Raw genomic sequence first — 16,885 nt, 5'->3', positions numbered from 1 at the left:
CCCTGCTCTTGCCCTTGCCGCGGCGAGCGAAGCGCGCGCGGCTTGCATGAGGCGCAGCTAAGCCTGCGCCAAGCAAAAGCTGCCCGCGCAGATAAGCTAGCTGCGCGGCTGTATACCACGCGCCAGCAAGCTCCGGCGCCACCTCCTCCAGCAGCGCATCCACTTCGGATGCAAGCAGCGATCGGCCAGAGAGATGTGCACAGAGCTTATCGGCCAGAGCACTTACCTGTTCAGCCACATTTGATTCTCGTAAATCACCCTGAACTTGTCCTACTTCAGGTAAATGTTCTAGACTGACAAACTGTGAATGACCCATTGGCTCCGATACCGTCCATCTCCAGCCCTTTTTCCGTCTGATTTGTTGATGCAAATGGAATTCGTCCAAGCCTTGCCGTTCGTAATTCCCTTGTATACCGCCTATTCTTTCAATCATCTCCTTTTCATATTTTTCGTTTCGTTCCCTTTCAAACTGCTCCATATATACCTGCCATCGTTTGAAGTCCCAATCCTCCATACGTTTCTGACCCTCAAAATCTGCTTGTATTCTCATTGCCCAGCTAAGTGGTATCGAATCATGCAATGAAAACATCGTAGTTCTGTCGGAATCTACCCCACTCCACCACAACAAATCTATCCGCATATCTAAAGACATTCGAAGAGAGCACCTATTTGACTGGCATATAACGTATAGAGCCACCCGCATTCATGTCTACCTCCTCCTGTAGCTTCAATATCCATAAACATAAACGCAAAAAAGCACACTCCTTCGGTTTCCCGTTCAAGAGTGTGCTTCACACTGTAAATCGATTTATTGCATGATGGCACCGAATGGCACCTATCCCGCTTCTACACATAAGGTATACGTCCCGCTTCATGCGGAATTCGTAGATCAATAACTGTTCCCATGTGACTGTACAAAAGAGTTGTAGCATCTTCTGTCCCGCGAGTCATTGGCTGAGTGTAGACTGACAACTCCATGCTTGCTGAATGATCCATCCGTTCAACAATATCAAGCGTTTGATCCACCGACTGATCATCGAAAACCGTAATCCGTAAGCGTTTACCCGAAAGCAGTGCAAAAATGTCAAAAGCCCGCAAATACCATTCAATCTGACGTTCATGATTAGAAGTAACTAATACATAATCCAGATCGGGTTTGCTTCGTTCTTCTCTTCTCTTATGCCAACGATAAAACACATGTACCAATAATGCTGCGAGCATATAAATTGCCGTAATCCATAGCAACGTGGTCACCAAGCAGAACCACCTCCTTATAACGACACTATATGCCGATAACAGGAGGACGGTGAATTACTCTGCCTACTAGCCCACACCCTAATCATGTGACACGGCTACTCTTCCAGTGGTGAATTTCACATACTTTTATAAACCACATTCCATTCAAACATACGAGTCATTTTTTAAATGACAGCTTATGTAATGACTACAACGTTACCCAGCCGTACTTAATTGAATTAATAACGGCTTGTGTACGATCATCCACTTCCATCTTCTGCAAAATACTACTCACATGGTTCTTGACCGTCTTCTCACTAATAAAGAGAAATTCGCCAATCATCTTGTTACTCTTACCTTCAGCCATGAGTCTAAGAACCTCAGCTTCACGGCGTGTTAATGGATTATTCTCACCAGCCACAAACTTCACGCCTGCTTCACGTACGCCACTCTCCGTCATCGCACCCGTTTCATTCAAGAATGTCATGCGTCGTAGCTGCTGAATCAATTTACCTGTTACCTTCGGATGTATAAAAGCATATCCTTCATGTACGGAACGAATCGCATTAATAAGCGACTCAGCCTCCATATCCTTCAGCAAATATCCATTCGCACCTTTACGAAGCGTTTCAAACACATAACTCTCATCATCATGAATGGATAAGATAATAACTTTTACTTCCGGAAATAGCTCACGAAGCTTCTCGGTAGCTTCTACACCGTTCTCGATGGGCATATTAATGTCCATCAGCACGATATCAGGTTTGATTTCATTACAAAATTCTAATACCTGAATACCATCTCCGCATTCACCGATGACTTCAATGTCATCCTCCATGTTTAAAATGCGCTTCAGACCCTCGCGAAACAATTGATGATCGTCAGCCAAGAGGACTTTAATGGTTGTTTTGCCAGAATCCTTAATTTCCATATATATATTACTCCTTTCCCTTCTCCACGTTCGTCGGAATATGGATCACGATCTTGGTGCCTTCATTCTCTGCTGATTCGATTTCCATTCTTCCCTCGAGGAGCTCGACCCTCTCTCGCATGCCGATCAACCCGAAATGATCTTTGCTTTTCTGTTCAAGCAGTTCCAATTTAAAACCAACACCATTGTCCTGAACTACAATCTTCACCAATTGTGCTTGATATGTAATTTCCACTAACACAAAGGTCGGGCAGGCATGCTTTGACGCATTACTAAGCGCTTCTTGTACCAAGCGGTAAATCGCCGCTTCCATTGCAGAAGAGAGGCGGTGCTCTTTCCCTCTGGTTTCAAATATAGTGCGGATTCTAGTCTTTTTCTCAAAATCATGCACATATTTACGCAGAGTTGGAATAAGACCCAAATCATCGAGTGCCATGGGACGAAGATTAAATATAACTTTTCTCATTTCTTCTAAACTGGAGCGGACTTGTCCCTTCAAATCTACTATTTCGTCCTGCACCATCTTAAATTCCTGCTTGAGTAGCATTCTTTCCACAATTTCCGTCCTAAGGACTAGATTTGCAAGCAATTGTGCCGGTCCATCATGAATTTCCCGTGCAATACGCTTGCGTTCTTCTTCCTGTGCAAGAATAATTTTCAGGCCAATTAATTGACGGTTTTTAGCTGTCTCTATGATTTTGGAAACCTGACCAAGCTCGCCTGACAAGTATTCTAGAACCACGCCCATTTGAGATCCGATAGATTCAGCACGTTCTACAGAGTTCTCCACATTTCTCGCCCGTTTTTGTAATTCGTCGCGTCTTGCCTTTAAGTACATTTCCTTCTCGCGATAAATCATCACATCCAGTTGGAATTGTGTTGCCTTCTCGTAGGCTTGCCTAATATCTTCTTCTTTGTAACGGACGAAGTCCCGGCTAACTTCAGTCAGCCGGATGCGAGAACGCCGGTAGTTCAGCTCTAGCTGATCTACCTTTTGCAACGTATCCGCAGTTTCCTTCATCACAAATTGAAGTTCTTGATTTAGAGAGAGCAGTTCATCACGAGCCGTCTCTAAAATCTCAAACATCTGATATTTACTGTTTTCCATCACCTGGATAGCGTTTTTTATGACGCGGTCTATGGCATCAGCTTGAACATCCACGTATTTATACTCCATTTCTTCTAACTGTTACATTTCTACATAGAATGAGTTGAAGTCCTGTTATTCATGTCAATTCTATACATATCATACCATATCATGATTCGATAGTTACGGTCTTCGTGTTTTGTTCCCATTTTACTTTTAATCCTAATTGCTCTGATACGAGACGAAGTGGGACTAAAGTACGACCTTGTGATATAAACGGAGCAACATCGGAAGATTTGCGCAAACCATTCAATATAAAGTCCTTCTTCCCAACCGTAAGGTCCATCAGTTTACCACCTCGAAGTACGCTAATCCGTTGATTAGCAGGGTCCCAAGTAGCTTTACCACCAAAAGCATCCAAGACATAACGGATGGGAATATATGTGCTTCCATTCTTCACAATAGGTGCTACATCCATCGTTTTTTTATTTCCATTTATTGTAAAGTTTTTCTGTCCGATGGTCATTACCTCTATACCTGCCGGAAGACCTGCTTCACTCGAAAGTGATGGCATTGTCATCTTGATATTATCAAAAGCGACGGTTCCCGTCTTCGCGCGTTCGTCCTGTCCATCTTCCACATTCACGACATATACCCGCTTCAACTTCGCAGGGAATGCTATTCCCTTATCGCTCAAATCAATGTCTAGCGTCTTCCAGCCGTTCCAGTCAATAACCTTCGCAAGATCTACGTATACCGTTTGACCGTTATTATCTAGTATTTCAGCACGCATCCAGTTCAGACTCTTATCACCCTGAACATCGATTGACATCGACGTTGCCGCCGCTGAGATGTCTTTTCCCGTTGTGCCATTAAAATTAGCGTAGGCATACATCTTGCCACTGCCTGCTGTCATATCATATTGCAGTTGCAAGACTTTGGAGTTCGCATGGTCACCCGTACCCTGAGTAACTGCTGCCGTTCCAGTCACTTGACCTCCAGTACCTGTAAACGTCACTGGATAATTCACATGTTCGAAATCTTCCCACATGTCTTCACCCGCTGCTGAAAGCACAACCACAGTACTAAAGCCATTATAACGTGCAATGGCGTAACCTACCTTTGCCCCAGGATCTACAGATTTAACCGTCAGTGTATCCCCTTGAACATTACCTTTAAATCCTGTAAATTCCCATTTCAGTGCACTTGCAGGTACATCAATGCTCTGACCATCCTTTGTAGTTGCCTTTACTTGTACCTTAAGTGTTTTGCCAGCAGTGAGTGCTCCCGTAGCATTGGCGGGTTTAAGACGATTTAAATCATCGCCACCCAGTACACGCACTTCCATACTCGTACTTGCCTGACCACTGAGTGCCGTAATAGTAGATTTACCAGGCTTAACGCCTTGTACGTTCTGACCACTTACAGTGATATTTCCATTACTAGACTTCCAGGTCGGTGTAATGCTAGCAACGTCAATTGGATTATAGTACGTGTCATACCCTTTTAATTTAAATGAGGCTTGTTGGCCTATAAGGATTGCCGTGCTTCCACTAATCTTCAGACCCTTTAATTGGCCAGCAGGAGCTTTCGTATAAACACCCACGCCATTAACGACACTACGCTGTTCTGTACCATATTCGGTATTAAAAGTAAGCTGCGTATTTTCCTCTGCCAGTGGCCGGCTGACCATCGTTGTAGAGCCGCCACCGTCTAGATTCATACCTTTCCACACACCTACTTTAACCATGAAGGACTGCAGCTCAGATAAAGACATACCTGAACTATTTCCGTTCTTCTCCACTGCGACTACATAAGCATAACGACCGTCCTTAGAGTAGCCTAGCGCGGTACGTGCACGCGTGCCCCCAATACTGGATACATCACGTGAAAAAGAAGAGGCTTTCCCGTTATTAACTAGAATCGTATGTCCACCAATCATCATTTGGAGGTTGGCTGGATCGAGAGATTCTCCCATGGTCTTGGAACGAAGCATGTAGCTAGCTTTCAAAGGTTGACCCACGGCAAGGTGAGTGCGCACGAAATCAGCCGCTTTACCATGTGTCCGCAAGATGTAGCCATCTTGTGGCACAGCCATATCTAGCTTTTTGCCGTCAGAAATTTGAGTAATAACATTATTTTGTACTAGAACCTCTGTTGGGGTCGTAGAACTGTCCTTAGGCCGCTCTACAGCCTTCCAAGCACTTGTATAGATATACATCGCATCGACATGGCTAAACTTAGATGCGCTATTGTCAGGGTTGTAAGAAGCCTTGTTCATTCCCGCAAGCGCAAAGCTTGAACCATCAGCAGCCGTAATATTGCCTTCAAAGGCAAGTTGATCGATAACCGGCTTCCCGTCTTTGGTTACTGCAAAAGAATACATTCCATTAATATCCGAAGGAGTAGACATCAATTGCCCGTTTGTAACTTGACCACCGATTGGAGCACCCTCCAACGAGGTATTGAAATAATCCCCATTCACTCCGGCTACGGCTCCAGTTTCTTTAGCCATCCCCCTGTGCTCTGCTTCGTTGTAAATTGACCATTCTTTCCTGTCATTACATCCAGCTGAACATATGGGTTTTGTAAATCAATTCGGATAACGTCAGCTAGTGCTGATGCCTGTTTACCCGAACGTGTTGTTGTAAATTTATATTTCATTAGGATTGCACCGGAAGTCACCGGTTCCTCACTTATCTTACTAACTGATGAAGCCACTGCGGCACTTGCAACTGGTGCTGATGCATAACCATTTAACGGTATGCCGCTTCCAATAACCGGAGCAACCCACAACATTCCTGCAAGTGATATAACCATCCATTTGCGGCCTGCATTTATCTTCTTTTGCTGATTATTTAACGTATTCTTTCGTTTCATGTAACTATACTCTCCCATCTGTAAAACGCCTTTGATTCTATTCATTCTTTATTCCAAATATACAAAAATACCTACCGACACAATCTACCGTACTATTAATAGACTGATTTAAGTCCAAAAAGTTACGGAAAATTCATCTTTTTAGCGAAATCCATAGAGTACACGTAAAAATACAGCCTACTTCTTCGACATTGAAGAGTAGGCTGTACCTATTACTACTTACATTTCTTTTCTATTAACAAGTTTTATATATATCCAATTTTGCTCAGTAATCTCTTTAGCATTACCGCGGCCTGAGCACGTGTCGCATATCCTTTAGGTTGGAACGTATTGGTTGTAACTCCTTGAATAATCCCCTCTTTAAGGGCTTTAGCTGCTGCTTCTGGTGCCTGAATGGACTTGCTATCTTTAAATGTTCGTAAATAATCAGCAGGTGTTCCACTCAACGTAGTATTATACCCTGCATAATTCATGACTCGAACCATCATGATTGCCATCTGCTCACGGGTAATGTAATTATTCGGTTTAAATGTACCATCCTTAAAACCAACCACAATACCTGCTTTGGCAGCTGCGCCGATATAGGCACTTGCTGATGGACTAAACAAGTCTGTAAAGCGCTGAGCAGTTTGTACATCACCAGGTAACCCTAAGGCACGGGCAATGTATTCTGCAAATTCTGCACGTGTAATTTTACTATTAGGCTCGAAGGTGGTATTCGACCTTCCCTCCATAATTAGCTTAGATGACAAGGTATTGATAACATCCTTTGCCCAATGGTTGCCTAAGTCTCCATAATATTTATCATTTGATATTCCCATGACCGTCATGTTGCCTTTAACTTTGGCATGAAAAATCTTTAGATTGCCTGAGCTTTCAATAACCGTCGGAACAAAGGACCATTTCCCTGTCAGGGCATCCTGTTGTACTAACCCAGACTTATCATTGGTTAAGGGCGTTGTTGTACGGATTAAATATTCCCCGAACAATTTGATTTCTGGACTATTCGCCGACACTACTCCACTTGCTACGGCAACGTTGAAATTCACTGGATCCGTAATCTGCTGGATCGTTCCTGCATTCAATATATTTTGTGCAGTATTCGAACTATTAGGCACCTTCTCAACCTGAATGCTTAGCGTCAATCCTGCGGTTGTTGTTGTGTTCAGATTACGAGCGATTTCCGCAAAATTGACTTGTTTCAATTGCAGATAATACAGCGCATCCCCTGCTTTGACTGCAATAGAAGCATTCCGGTCTATATTATATATCTCCTCTAGTGTTTGGAGTGATATGGAGACATACAGTGTATTAATACTCGCTGGTGCCTCAACGACTACGGTATGCGTACTTTCCTTTGAAATGATTATATACTCAAAAGCCTTCTTGAGCTTATCCGAATTTACGGTGTACATCTTCACATACTGTTCATAGCGTGATTTAACATCGGATGACGTAAAGGCTCCTGTCCCTAATGTAAACATGACTCTGCCAAATGCACTTGCCTCCATTGTTGTTAAATACTCGGGGCGTGAAACATCTCCTGTTGATGTACTTGGTGTGCTGATAATACCATTACTTACAGCTAGTTTACTAAAAGCAGCAAGATAGATTCCTAATGGATCTCGAATGGCAGATATACCCGGTGTATACGAGACTTCAACCTTCTGTCCTATTGAAACGGAACTAGATAATTTAAGCGTAATTGTACTTTCATTTACCGATGCTAGTGTAACATTACGTAATACACCATCAACATAAACTAGAAATTGACTAGTGGTTAATGATATCTGCGAATTCCATAGCTTCGAGAAAACGAACTGAACCGTATCTCCTTGAACAATAACATTCTTCAGATCAGGGACCTGAGCATAGATAGAGATGGTGATCGGCTCAAGATTAATATAACCTGCTGCGTTGCCGTTTAAGTCTGTCAAACGTGATGTACCCGGCACATATGAAATCGTTAACTTTGTATTCGCCAATAGCGCTGAGGCTAACGTCAAGATGACCTGATTTTCCTTAACCTCAACCGCATTTACATAATTGGGAACTCCATTCATTAGCACAGAGAACTGGCTCTTCATGGGTAGATAAGTTTGTGATAAAAACTCGTTGTAGCTTAGAATGACTTTCGCTGCTCCTCCTTCGGCTTTTTGGAACACCGGAGGTTTCGTATCGAAATAGTTACGAACATTGAAATCGCTAAACGATGCGATCTCTTGTCCTCTGCTATCCAGAACAGGATTTGATCCTGGTTTGTAAGTCACTTTTACAATTTGTCCATCCGATACGGTTGTGTTTAAATACAGTGTTATTGTTTGACCGCTAATCGTCATATCCTTGACTCCCATGCTAGATCCATCTGCGGTCACTGTAAACTGATCATATGCATAGGTAGAGGTGCTTTTAAGAGATTGACTGAAATACAGTCTAACTGTACTACCTGAAATATTTCCCTCTTTGGGTTTCGGTAAGGCTGTGTCTATGCCATTAACAACATCCCTTGAAGAGAACACGGCCGCCTGATTCTTAGCTACATCCTGAATTGGACGTAATCCACCGCTGTAGCTGACCTTCACATTTTGACCTACTGCTACGCCAGTATCAAGTGAGATATATACATTTTCACCCGATGTGTACACACTACCAATCGAACGATTCTCATCATTAACAGTAACCTTAAAGCTGGTAATGAGAGGCCAGACACTAGTATCTAGTAGTTCGTTGTAAGTAAGTATGATCGTTGTGTTATTGTACATTTGACTGCTCTGTAGAACGGGTGCTAGTTTGTCTGATACGTAAGTCTGGAATGTCCATGCACTGGTTCCATTTAAGCCTGCGAAATAATTATTAGTATTCCTAGCATCGTAAAATGCATTATTATCGATATTCACATAATACGTAGAATCAGCTTCGTACTTCGTACCTGATTGCAGTACAATCCGCACGTCGCGCGTACCATTAGCAATTACATTTACGGGCACGTTCGTTGTACTACCCGATTTGCGTACCTTAACGGACCCAGCCCCTTTTAACACTTCGCGATTAAAGGTGATCGTTAAATCTGAATCTAGTGCAACACTACTGCTTCTGTCTACGGGTGAGAACGAGGATATCGTAAGCTGTGAGGCTGTATCTACGGTCGTAGAGAACGTCCAGCCACTAGTCGAAACAATCCCTGCCACTTCGTTTCCCGTACTGTCCCGAAAAGCGCCATTTGAAACCAATACATAATAATTACTATTGCTCTGAAGTGTCATCTGAGGATTGATCGTAATGACTTGAGATCCACCGCCTGTCACCTGTGTGGAAAGAGCAGGAATCGAACTGACTTTCGTTCCATTGGCTTGGTATACATCGATGTTCCCTTGAGCAGGGAACACATTCTTGTTGAATGTTAATTGCAGCTTCGTGTTTGAAGATACATTAGTCGTGCCGCTCTGTGGCGACTTACTCATGATAGACGTATCCCCTCTTGTCGTGAATGTCCATTGTCGAGCATTCGTAATGCCGTCTAAATTCTTATCATCTGCGTATAATAATGCGCCCGCATCGATGAGTACGTAATAGCTGGTATTCGTTGTTATCGCGGGAGATAACAGACGCACCAAATTCTCCTCAACTTTTACACGCGGGTCCGTAACACCAGGCTTTATGTTATAGACATCAATCGGAGCATTATCCGATAATCGATAGATACCAATCTTACCCGTACCCAGAGACAACATCTCATTCGCACGGATCTGCAACGCATTTAACGGATCTGCATTATAACTATCCGGAGAAGGAGAATATTCTACCTTTTGTGCTGCCGTCGTGAATTCAATCGATATTTCACTAGACGGCTTATCTGTCGCTACGCTTTTAAAGAAAGCTTCATCAATATGTAAAATATAATCGGTGCCAAAATCCAATCTTTTATTCCCCTGAAGCTCAAAAGATACTGTTTTGTTTGATGCATCCATCTTAATACTAGCGGCACCCTGTTCTATGGTATCTACGATTCGCCTATCTTTATCCTTCTCTTTAATCACAATCTTAGGAGCTCTTGTATCAGAATCAACCTTTACAGATTCATTAAATGTAACTTGAAAAACAGGCGCACGTACTACATTCTTTTCTGAGGCAAACGGAACTGTCTTCATATACTGTAGTTTTGATATCAACACACCTTCATCTGCCGCCGCGATGGACATTCCCATCCCTCCACAAAGCAGCTCCACTGTCATGATTAACGCTAACCATAGCGAAATCCTTTTCTTCATCATCGATCCTTCAGCTTCCTTTCTACATCCCCAATTACAGTCTTATACCTATTTTTCGGTTAAAAGGAAGGTGAAGTTTAGACTCAATTTGCGAGCAGGTATTCGGTGCTGATGATATAAGTAAAACCCCAGCTCGGCCAAAGGCCAAACTGAGGTTTTATATTTAAACATAATTCGGTTCATTTGTGAATATTGAATTACAAACCAGCTTGAGATTTCAAATCCTCAGCCTTGTCAACACGTTCCCAAGGTACATCTAGATCCGTACGACCAAAGTGTCCGTAAGCAGCCGTTTGTTTGTAGATTGGACGACGCAGATCAAGCATGCGGATAATACCCGCTGGGCGTAAATCAAAATTACTACGGATCAATTCAACGATTGTTTCATCACTTACTTTACCTGTTCCGTAAGTATCGACATTGATGGATACCGGTGTAGCTACACCAATGGCATAAGCCAATTGGATTTCACATTTATCTGCAAGACCCGCAGCGACAAGATTCTTCGCAACATAACGTGCAGCATAAGCAGCAGAACGGTCTACTTTCGTAGGATCCTTACCAGAGAACGCGCCCCCGCCATGGCGAGCATATCCACCGTATGTATCTACGATGATTTTGCGTCCAGTTAGTCCTGCATCCCCTTGAGGACCACCAATGACAAAACGTCCTGTTGGGTTAATGTAATATTTGGTTTGTTCATCCAGAAGCGCCTCAGGCACGACTGGCAAAATAACCATTTCTTTAATGTCAGCCTGAATTTGCTCCAATGTAGCATCTTCAGCATGCTGAGTCGATACAACAATCGTATCAATACGTACAGGTTTGTCATTCACATACTCAACCGTAACTTGTGTCTTACCATCTGGACGAAGGTAATCCAATGTACCGTCTTTACGTACTTCAGCTAGACGGCGTGCGATACGGTGAGATAGAGCGATTGGCAGTGGCATCAGTTCAGGTGTCTCATTCGTTGCGAAACCAAACATAAGACCTTGGTCACCAGCACCAATGTCTGCTGTTTCCTTATCCATTTGAGTCGTATCACGATTCTCAAGTGCAGCATTTACACCTTGCGCGATATCAGCGGACTGCTCATTAAGGGAAGACAATACAGCGCATGTATTGTAATCAAAACCATATTTTGCACGAGTATACCCGATTTCTTTAATCGTATTTCTTACGATCGAAGGAATATCGACATACTCCGAATTCGTACTAATTTCACCAATAACCAAGACAAGACCAGTTGCAACCGCAACTTCACAAGCTACACGTGCATTAGGGTCATTTTCCAGAAAAGCATCAAGTACCGCATCAGAGATTTGGTCGCAAATTTTATCCGGATGTCCTTCCGTTACGGACTCCGATGTAAAAAGATGACGTCCTTTAACAGACATAATATCAACCTCCTATAAGGATAATATAACAATGGCATAAAGGTCCTACACATAAAAACGAACCTTCTCCAGATGGAAAAGGTTGCTTGTACAATCCATAAAAGTCATATTAACGTATTTATAAACCATGTCAATCAATGGGGATTTCTCCAGTTATCTTATAAAAGAATGCATTAGTGCTGGTGCATGTATGTTACTGAACTAAACCAAACTTCTTTGCGCTTGTTGAATCAGACGTTTCGTAATTTCGCCACCTACGGATCCGTTCTCACGCGACGTCAGATGCCCCCCTTTAACATAACCACTATATGAGGCCACACCAGCCTCACCTAAATCAGAGGCAAACTCCGTGTCCGCAAAACCTGCTGAGCCATATGCAGCACCGAGTCCAAATTCTGCTGCAATTTCATATTTCATTTGATTGAGCATCTGTTTACTCTCGGGTACCACTTTATTATTATTTCTAGCCATGGTTGAAGCACCTCCTGCATTAGTAACTTACAAGAGTATTATTTGCATATTTATTGCCTCTAGACGTATAAATCATTGTTACTTATGGCAAAAATAAGCTTATTGAACCGTGTATCCACCACGTACCATGACAATCAGATTGGATTTCAATCCATCTTGAACCATAATCCCGCGTCCATCACGAGGAAACGACATCAAATGGTTATTACCAACCGCTTGTCCATTGGTTACATCTTTACCGTCTGTAAGATCGGCAACTCCATTGGAGTCACTACTGTACACTACAGCTTTACCATTACGCACAATAAATTCAGCGCCAGCTTTAGCCATCAGCTTCTCACCTGGCTTGATGGTTACGACTTTAACCTCGTCATTTGAGCTATCTCCACCAGAAGGGGTAGTTGGTTTTGTCGGCGTAGTCGGTGTTGTGGTTGTTGGTGGAGCTGTTACACCACCACCTAAAGCTTTCTGGATTTGTTGATCGACATAGCTTTTTGTTACGACCGGGTCTTCGGAAGTGCCGGGTTGAGTTCCAACGGCAGCTGCGTTGGATGCAGGGAGATCAAAAATAGTACCGAGCCAGATTGCTCCTCCAAGTGCTACGACGGTGAGGGAAAGTTTAGAAAGCTTGTTCATAATATACCTCCAATTAATAATCAATTTTTTGAGAGTATGTTATTAGAATAACACATACAAGTAAAACAAAAACCGGGTCCCTAAGGACCCGGTCTAAGAATAGAGAAGATAATTACTTAACTTCTACGAATCTCAATTGCTCAGCTAATGTAAAACCTTTAAGAGCGTTTTTACTTGTTGAAGTGTCAACTACAGCCTTAGCAGCTTCATTGGCAGTACCATCAAATACGACAGATACAACATCAGTATTTTCTGGAGTTACTGCAGGAGTTACGTTCAATACGATCTTACCATCGTTTTTGTACTCAATCGTGTTGATACTTGTAACTTTTTTATCATTGATCTTAACTGTGAATAATTCTTTATCGAAGTTCGGTTGAACTTTGGAAATGTCCAGTTGAAGAGCTTCAGTAGTTTGGATAGTGATGTCATAAGTTGATGCATTAGCTACTGCTTTAATTCCGAAAGATTTACTTCCAAGATCTTTAGCTTCTGGAGCAATCTTATCAACTACCACTTGATCAATTGAAGCAATTCTTGTACCGAACGCATCTTGTGTTTGTACGTTACCTATAGTAGTCAGATTACCCTTGAAGTCTGCTGGAAGCTTGTTGTTATCAGCAAATGTAAGAGTTACAGTTGTACCATCTTCACTCAAACTTGCCTTAGAAGCGTAATAACTATCGTCACCTTGAACTGCTACAAAGTCTCTGTAGTCAACATATGAAAGTTTGCCAGCAAATACAACTTTGATTTCTTCAGTACTGTTTGCAACGATGTCTTTATCAGCTTTAACTTGGATAAAGTCTGAACCTACATTTTTAGAAATAACATAATTTCCGTCGCTATCAACGAAGAAGTTACCATCTTTATCTGCAACCAAGTTCACTTGAACTGAAGTTGCATTCACCTTAGGAGATACAGTCAAACGAACTGTGTCTGGAGTTATCAAGTCTACTGAATCACTGCTACCCAAAGCCTTACCGTTTACTTTATACTTCGCTTTTTGCGTAGCGTCACCCACACCTTCAACACTCAACGTTTTGTTGAATTGAATATAGATGTAAGTTTCGTTTGAGTTGTTGGAGTCAACTTTCCATACGCGTGAGATAGTTCCATCCACAGCTACACTAGAATCCAAAGTGGTACTGAATGGAAGCATTGTATTAGCAACATAAGCTGTATCTTTTACTCCAGAAACTTCAAGAGTATAAGTACCATTAGCTAATTTTCCTGCCAAATCAATTGTTACAGTGTTGTTCTTAGGATTGTATGAAGGAGTCAAAACTGGTTTACCGTTGGAATTCAAACCATTTACAACAGCGGCTTTACCATTTTTGTCTTTCAATACATAATTAGCACGATCAGTAGCAGAAGCTGGATCAACGCTTTCGCTGAACTCAACAGTAATTTGGTGATTTTTAGTAGCATTATCTTGTTGGCTCAATTTAGCTTTAACTACTGTAGGACGTTCAGTATCCAATGTAGGATTAACTTTAGCCTCACGATTAGCACTGTTCAAGCTATAATCAGTTACACCCTCAAGATAGATTGTGTTTTCATTCAAGTTTAATGGATTTGCAAAGTACAAAGTTACTTTATTGTCAGAAATGACAATGTCAGTAGCTTTATTTACAGCAGTGTTGTGGTAAGCCTTAGAAACGGATTTAACAGTTTCATTAAATTCAACAGTTACTTTTCTCAAATCGCTAGTTTTAACAGAAACAACTTCTGGAGCTGTTGTGTCTTCAGCAATTTTGAAAGAAGTTTCAACTGGAGCTACTTTAAGTCCTGAGAAATCTTCAACATTACTTACTGTAAGAGTGTGATCTCCAACAGGAAGTGCTGTGTTCACAATGGCAATATTAGGATATTTGTACTCAACGTTTGCCGCAATTACTTTACCATCAACTTTGAAGTTGTTAGAAGCAAATACGCCGGCTTTTTTCACAGGCTCACTGAACTTAACTTTGAATGCTTTAGTTCCCAATCCTACTACTTCTTTAACTTCTGGAATTTGAACGTCTACAGGTGTAAATTTCACTGTTTGTTCAATTGTTTTAGATTTATCTTCGTTTTTAACGTTTCTAACAGTAACTTCTGTTTCTTTTTGGTTAACAAGCACTGCAGAATCCTTGTCATCAAGCAACAAAGTTACAGATTTTTTGTCAGCAGAAGCTGTAGCACTTAGCACAGTCTTGTCGCCTTTAATGCTGTAGTTATCTTCATTTTCAGCAGTAGCTACATCAACAGTTCCGTCGAATGTTACTACAACTTCTTTAAGGTTGCTAGCAGCAGCACCTTGAACTTTAGAAGCAGAAGTTACAACCCAAGTGATTTTAGAAGTGATTTCGTGACCAGCTGCATCTTTGAAAGTTACAGAAGTTTCTTTGTTAGCTTCCAAAGCTTTGTCTAGTTTCACTTTAACAACTTCGCCGTTAGAAAGTGTGAACTCAACGTTGCTAGAGTCAACGATTTTGTAAGAAGCTACAGTTGGAATGCTGCGAGCTTGGTCGATTGCATAAGCTGTTTCAACCAATACAGAACGTGTAGCATTTGCTTTGAAGTTAGCATCTTTAGAGATGTAACCTTTGTCGATTGCTGCTTGAACATAACCTTTAGCCCATGCAGAAGCATTGTTTGTTGGGTTAGCAGGAATTTCAAGTTTCAAAGCACGTTGCAATACAGTAGCCATTTCTTCGACTGTAACTTTACCGTTGAAGTCAAAGATTTTCTTAGCTGTATCTTTACCTTGCATAATACCAGCAGCAGATACTGCTTCGATGTAAGGAACAGCCCAGTTCTTAGCGTTGTAGTTCTTGTCTTTGTAAGACAAAGTTCCAGTAACTTCTTTCAATCCTAGAAGTTTAGTGATAACTTTTGCGAACTCAGCACGAGTCATATCTTTTTCAAGATGAGCTAAACCGTCAGGGAAACCACTGAATACACCCTTAGCTTTTAGAGCATCAAATTTTTGTTCTGGTGTAGTAGCTGTAGCAGCATCACCGAATGCCACCGATGCAAACATTGAGAATGCCATTGCTGTCGACAAAGCGACGGATAAAATTTTCTTCATAACCTTTTTGTCTCCTCCTTGAATCGTCTCATTAGAGTTTTCTTTAGAATTGCCATTAGATAGGTAGCTCATGTTACTCATATATGTACGCACCCCCTTTCCCGAGTTGAGCGGTAATAAATATAAATGATGTCTGTGACTGTATCACAGAAACTGGTAAACTTGGAAATACGGCAAAAAAAGAGTAGATTCCTAATCCTACCTACGTATTATACAATGGGTCCAAGGTGCCGTAAAGATAATTTTTCTAAAAAATAGACATCTTTCTTAGAAAGGACAATCTTGGGTAAGCAGCCATTGTAAAGTGAATCTATATCTTAGACGCAGGTAATTTGGAAAAGTTGCAGTGTTTTAAAAATAATCTCAATTTTGTTACCTTTATTTAGAAATCGATTAAAATAAAGATTATATTTCATGCAAGAAATATATGGTAATTATATAAACTGAAAAATTCACTTTAAAACACCATGAAAAAAAGACGCCTAAATGGCGTCTCTTTAATAGGAAACTGTTGGACAAAGGTTACAAGAACTTAACGAATTTTCAGCGCCAAATCAATGATCTGTGCGCGCATGTCAGGGGATGCATTAAGCGATTCGTACATTTGCTCAATCTGTTGTTTATTCTCACGGTATGTTTTCTCATGTTTGATAGTTATATGCGACCACTCGATCAATGCATTCTCAGCAAGAACTAATTCGTTATATGCTTCATGAAAGCCTGTCTCCATAACCAGTCCTTCCATTACTTCTTGTGTAATTTCTCTTGTTTTACGAGTGCTTTCGATTTTCTTCTCCATAATACTAGCTTTATTCTCGAATTTTGTTTTTACTTTCATATAATCCAACTGAGCTTTAGAATAGATCGGTTTCATAAGATTACTTTCACCCTCTAAATATA

General features: G+C 41.5%; 9 protein-coding genes and 2 pseudogenes. All 11 read right to left on the bottom strand.

The features are described 5' to 3' along the window. Positions 1–652 (bottom strand): annotated as a pseudogene (locus tag JCM16418_RS21350) (hypothetical protein); the annotation flags it as partial. A gap of 194 nt (positions 653–846) precedes the next feature. Continuing rightward, complete coding sequence (locus JCM16418_RS21345) at positions 847–1,254, bottom strand: hypothetical protein (RefSeq protein WP_242403936.1); 408 nt, start codon at positions 1,252–1,254, stop codon at positions 847–849. Between the two features lie 190 nt (positions 1,255–1,444). Beyond that, positions 1,445–2,167, bottom strand: a complete 723-nt coding sequence (locus JCM16418_RS21340) for a response regulator (RefSeq protein WP_036653016.1) — start codon at positions 2,165–2,167, stop codon at positions 1,445–1,447. Between the two features lie 7 nt (positions 2,168–2,174). Then, on the bottom strand, positions 2,175–3,329 hold the full coding sequence (locus JCM16418_RS21335; RefSeq protein ID WP_036653014.1) for a sensor histidine kinase: 1,155 nt from the start codon (positions 3,327–3,329) through the stop codon (positions 2,175–2,177). Between the two features lie 94 nt (positions 3,330–3,423). Further along, positions 3,424–6,134: pseudogene (locus JCM16418_RS21330) on the bottom strand (stalk domain-containing protein). A gap of 245 nt (positions 6,135–6,379) precedes the next feature. Further along, positions 6,380–10,405, bottom strand: coding sequence for a SwmB domain-containing protein (locus JCM16418_RS23990; protein WP_052020656.1), 4,026 nt, complete (start codon positions 10,403–10,405; stop codon positions 6,380–6,382). Between the two features lie 194 nt (positions 10,406–10,599). Next, the gene (gene metK / locus JCM16418_RS21320) at positions 10,600–11,802 is read right to left on the bottom strand and encodes a methionine adenosyltransferase (RefSeq protein ID WP_036653013.1); all 1,203 of its coding nucleotides are present in this window, start codon (positions 11,800–11,802) and stop codon (positions 10,600–10,602) included. 201 nt (positions 11,803–12,003) lie between these two features. After that, complete coding sequence (locus JCM16418_RS21315) at positions 12,004–12,273, bottom strand: alpha/beta-type small acid-soluble spore protein (protein WP_036653011.1); 270 nt, start codon at positions 12,271–12,273, stop codon at positions 12,004–12,006. A 99-nt stretch (positions 12,274–12,372) separates the two neighbouring features. After that, positions 12,373–12,909, bottom strand: a complete 537-nt coding sequence (locus tag JCM16418_RS21310; protein WP_036653010.1) for a hypothetical protein — start codon at positions 12,907–12,909, stop codon at positions 12,373–12,375. 112 nt (positions 12,910–13,021) lie between these two features. Continuing rightward, on the bottom strand, positions 13,022–16,066 hold the full coding sequence (locus JCM16418_RS21305) for an Ig-like domain-containing domain (protein ID WP_052020654.1): 3,045 nt from the start codon (positions 16,064–16,066) through the stop codon (positions 13,022–13,024). 451 nt (positions 16,067–16,517) lie between these two features. After that, positions 16,518–16,859 carry a hypothetical protein gene (locus JCM16418_RS21300; RefSeq protein ID WP_036653008.1) on the bottom strand — a complete coding sequence of 114 codons (342 nt, stop codon included), beginning with the start codon at positions 16,857–16,859 and terminating at the stop codon, positions 16,518–16,520. Positions 16,860–16,885 lie beyond the last annotated feature (26 nt).

Origin of the sequence: Paenibacillus pini JCM 16418, assembly GCF_000576305.1 — a bacterium.
Lineage (GTDB): Bacteria > Bacillota > Bacilli > Paenibacillales > Paenibacillaceae > Paenibacillus_AQ > Paenibacillus_AQ pini.
This window is presented reverse-complemented; position numbering and strand designations above follow the sequence as displayed.

What these genes read in the sequence shown, in the direction of transcription:
- JCM16418_RS21340 (WP_036653016.1), bottom strand. Translation starts at nt 2,167, where the DNA reads ATGGAAATTAAGGATTCTGGCAAAACAACCATTAAAGTCCTCTTGGCT.
- JCM16418_RS23990 (WP_052020656.1), bottom strand. Translation starts at nt 10,405, where the DNA reads ATGATGAAGAAAAGGATTTCGCTATGGTTAGCGTTAATCATGACAGTG.
- metK (WP_036653013.1), bottom strand. Translation starts at nt 11,802, where the DNA reads ATGTCTGTTAAAGGACGTCATCTTTTTACATCGGAGTCCGTAACGGAA.
- JCM16418_RS21315 (WP_036653011.1), bottom strand. Translation starts at nt 12,273, where the DNA reads ATGGCTAGAAATAATAATAAAGTGGTACCCGAGAGTAAACAGATGCTC.
- JCM16418_RS21310 (WP_036653010.1), bottom strand. Translation starts at nt 12,909, where the DNA reads ATGAACAAGCTTTCTAAACTTTCCCTCACCGTCGTAGCACTTGGAGGA.
- JCM16418_RS21305 (WP_052020654.1), bottom strand. Translation starts at nt 16,066, where the DNA reads ATGAGTAACATGAGCTACCTATCTAATGGCAATTCTAAAGAAAACTCT.
- JCM16418_RS21300 (WP_036653008.1), bottom strand. Translation starts at nt 16,859, where the DNA reads ATGAAACCGATCTATTCTAAAGCTCAGTTGGATTATATGAAAGTAAAA.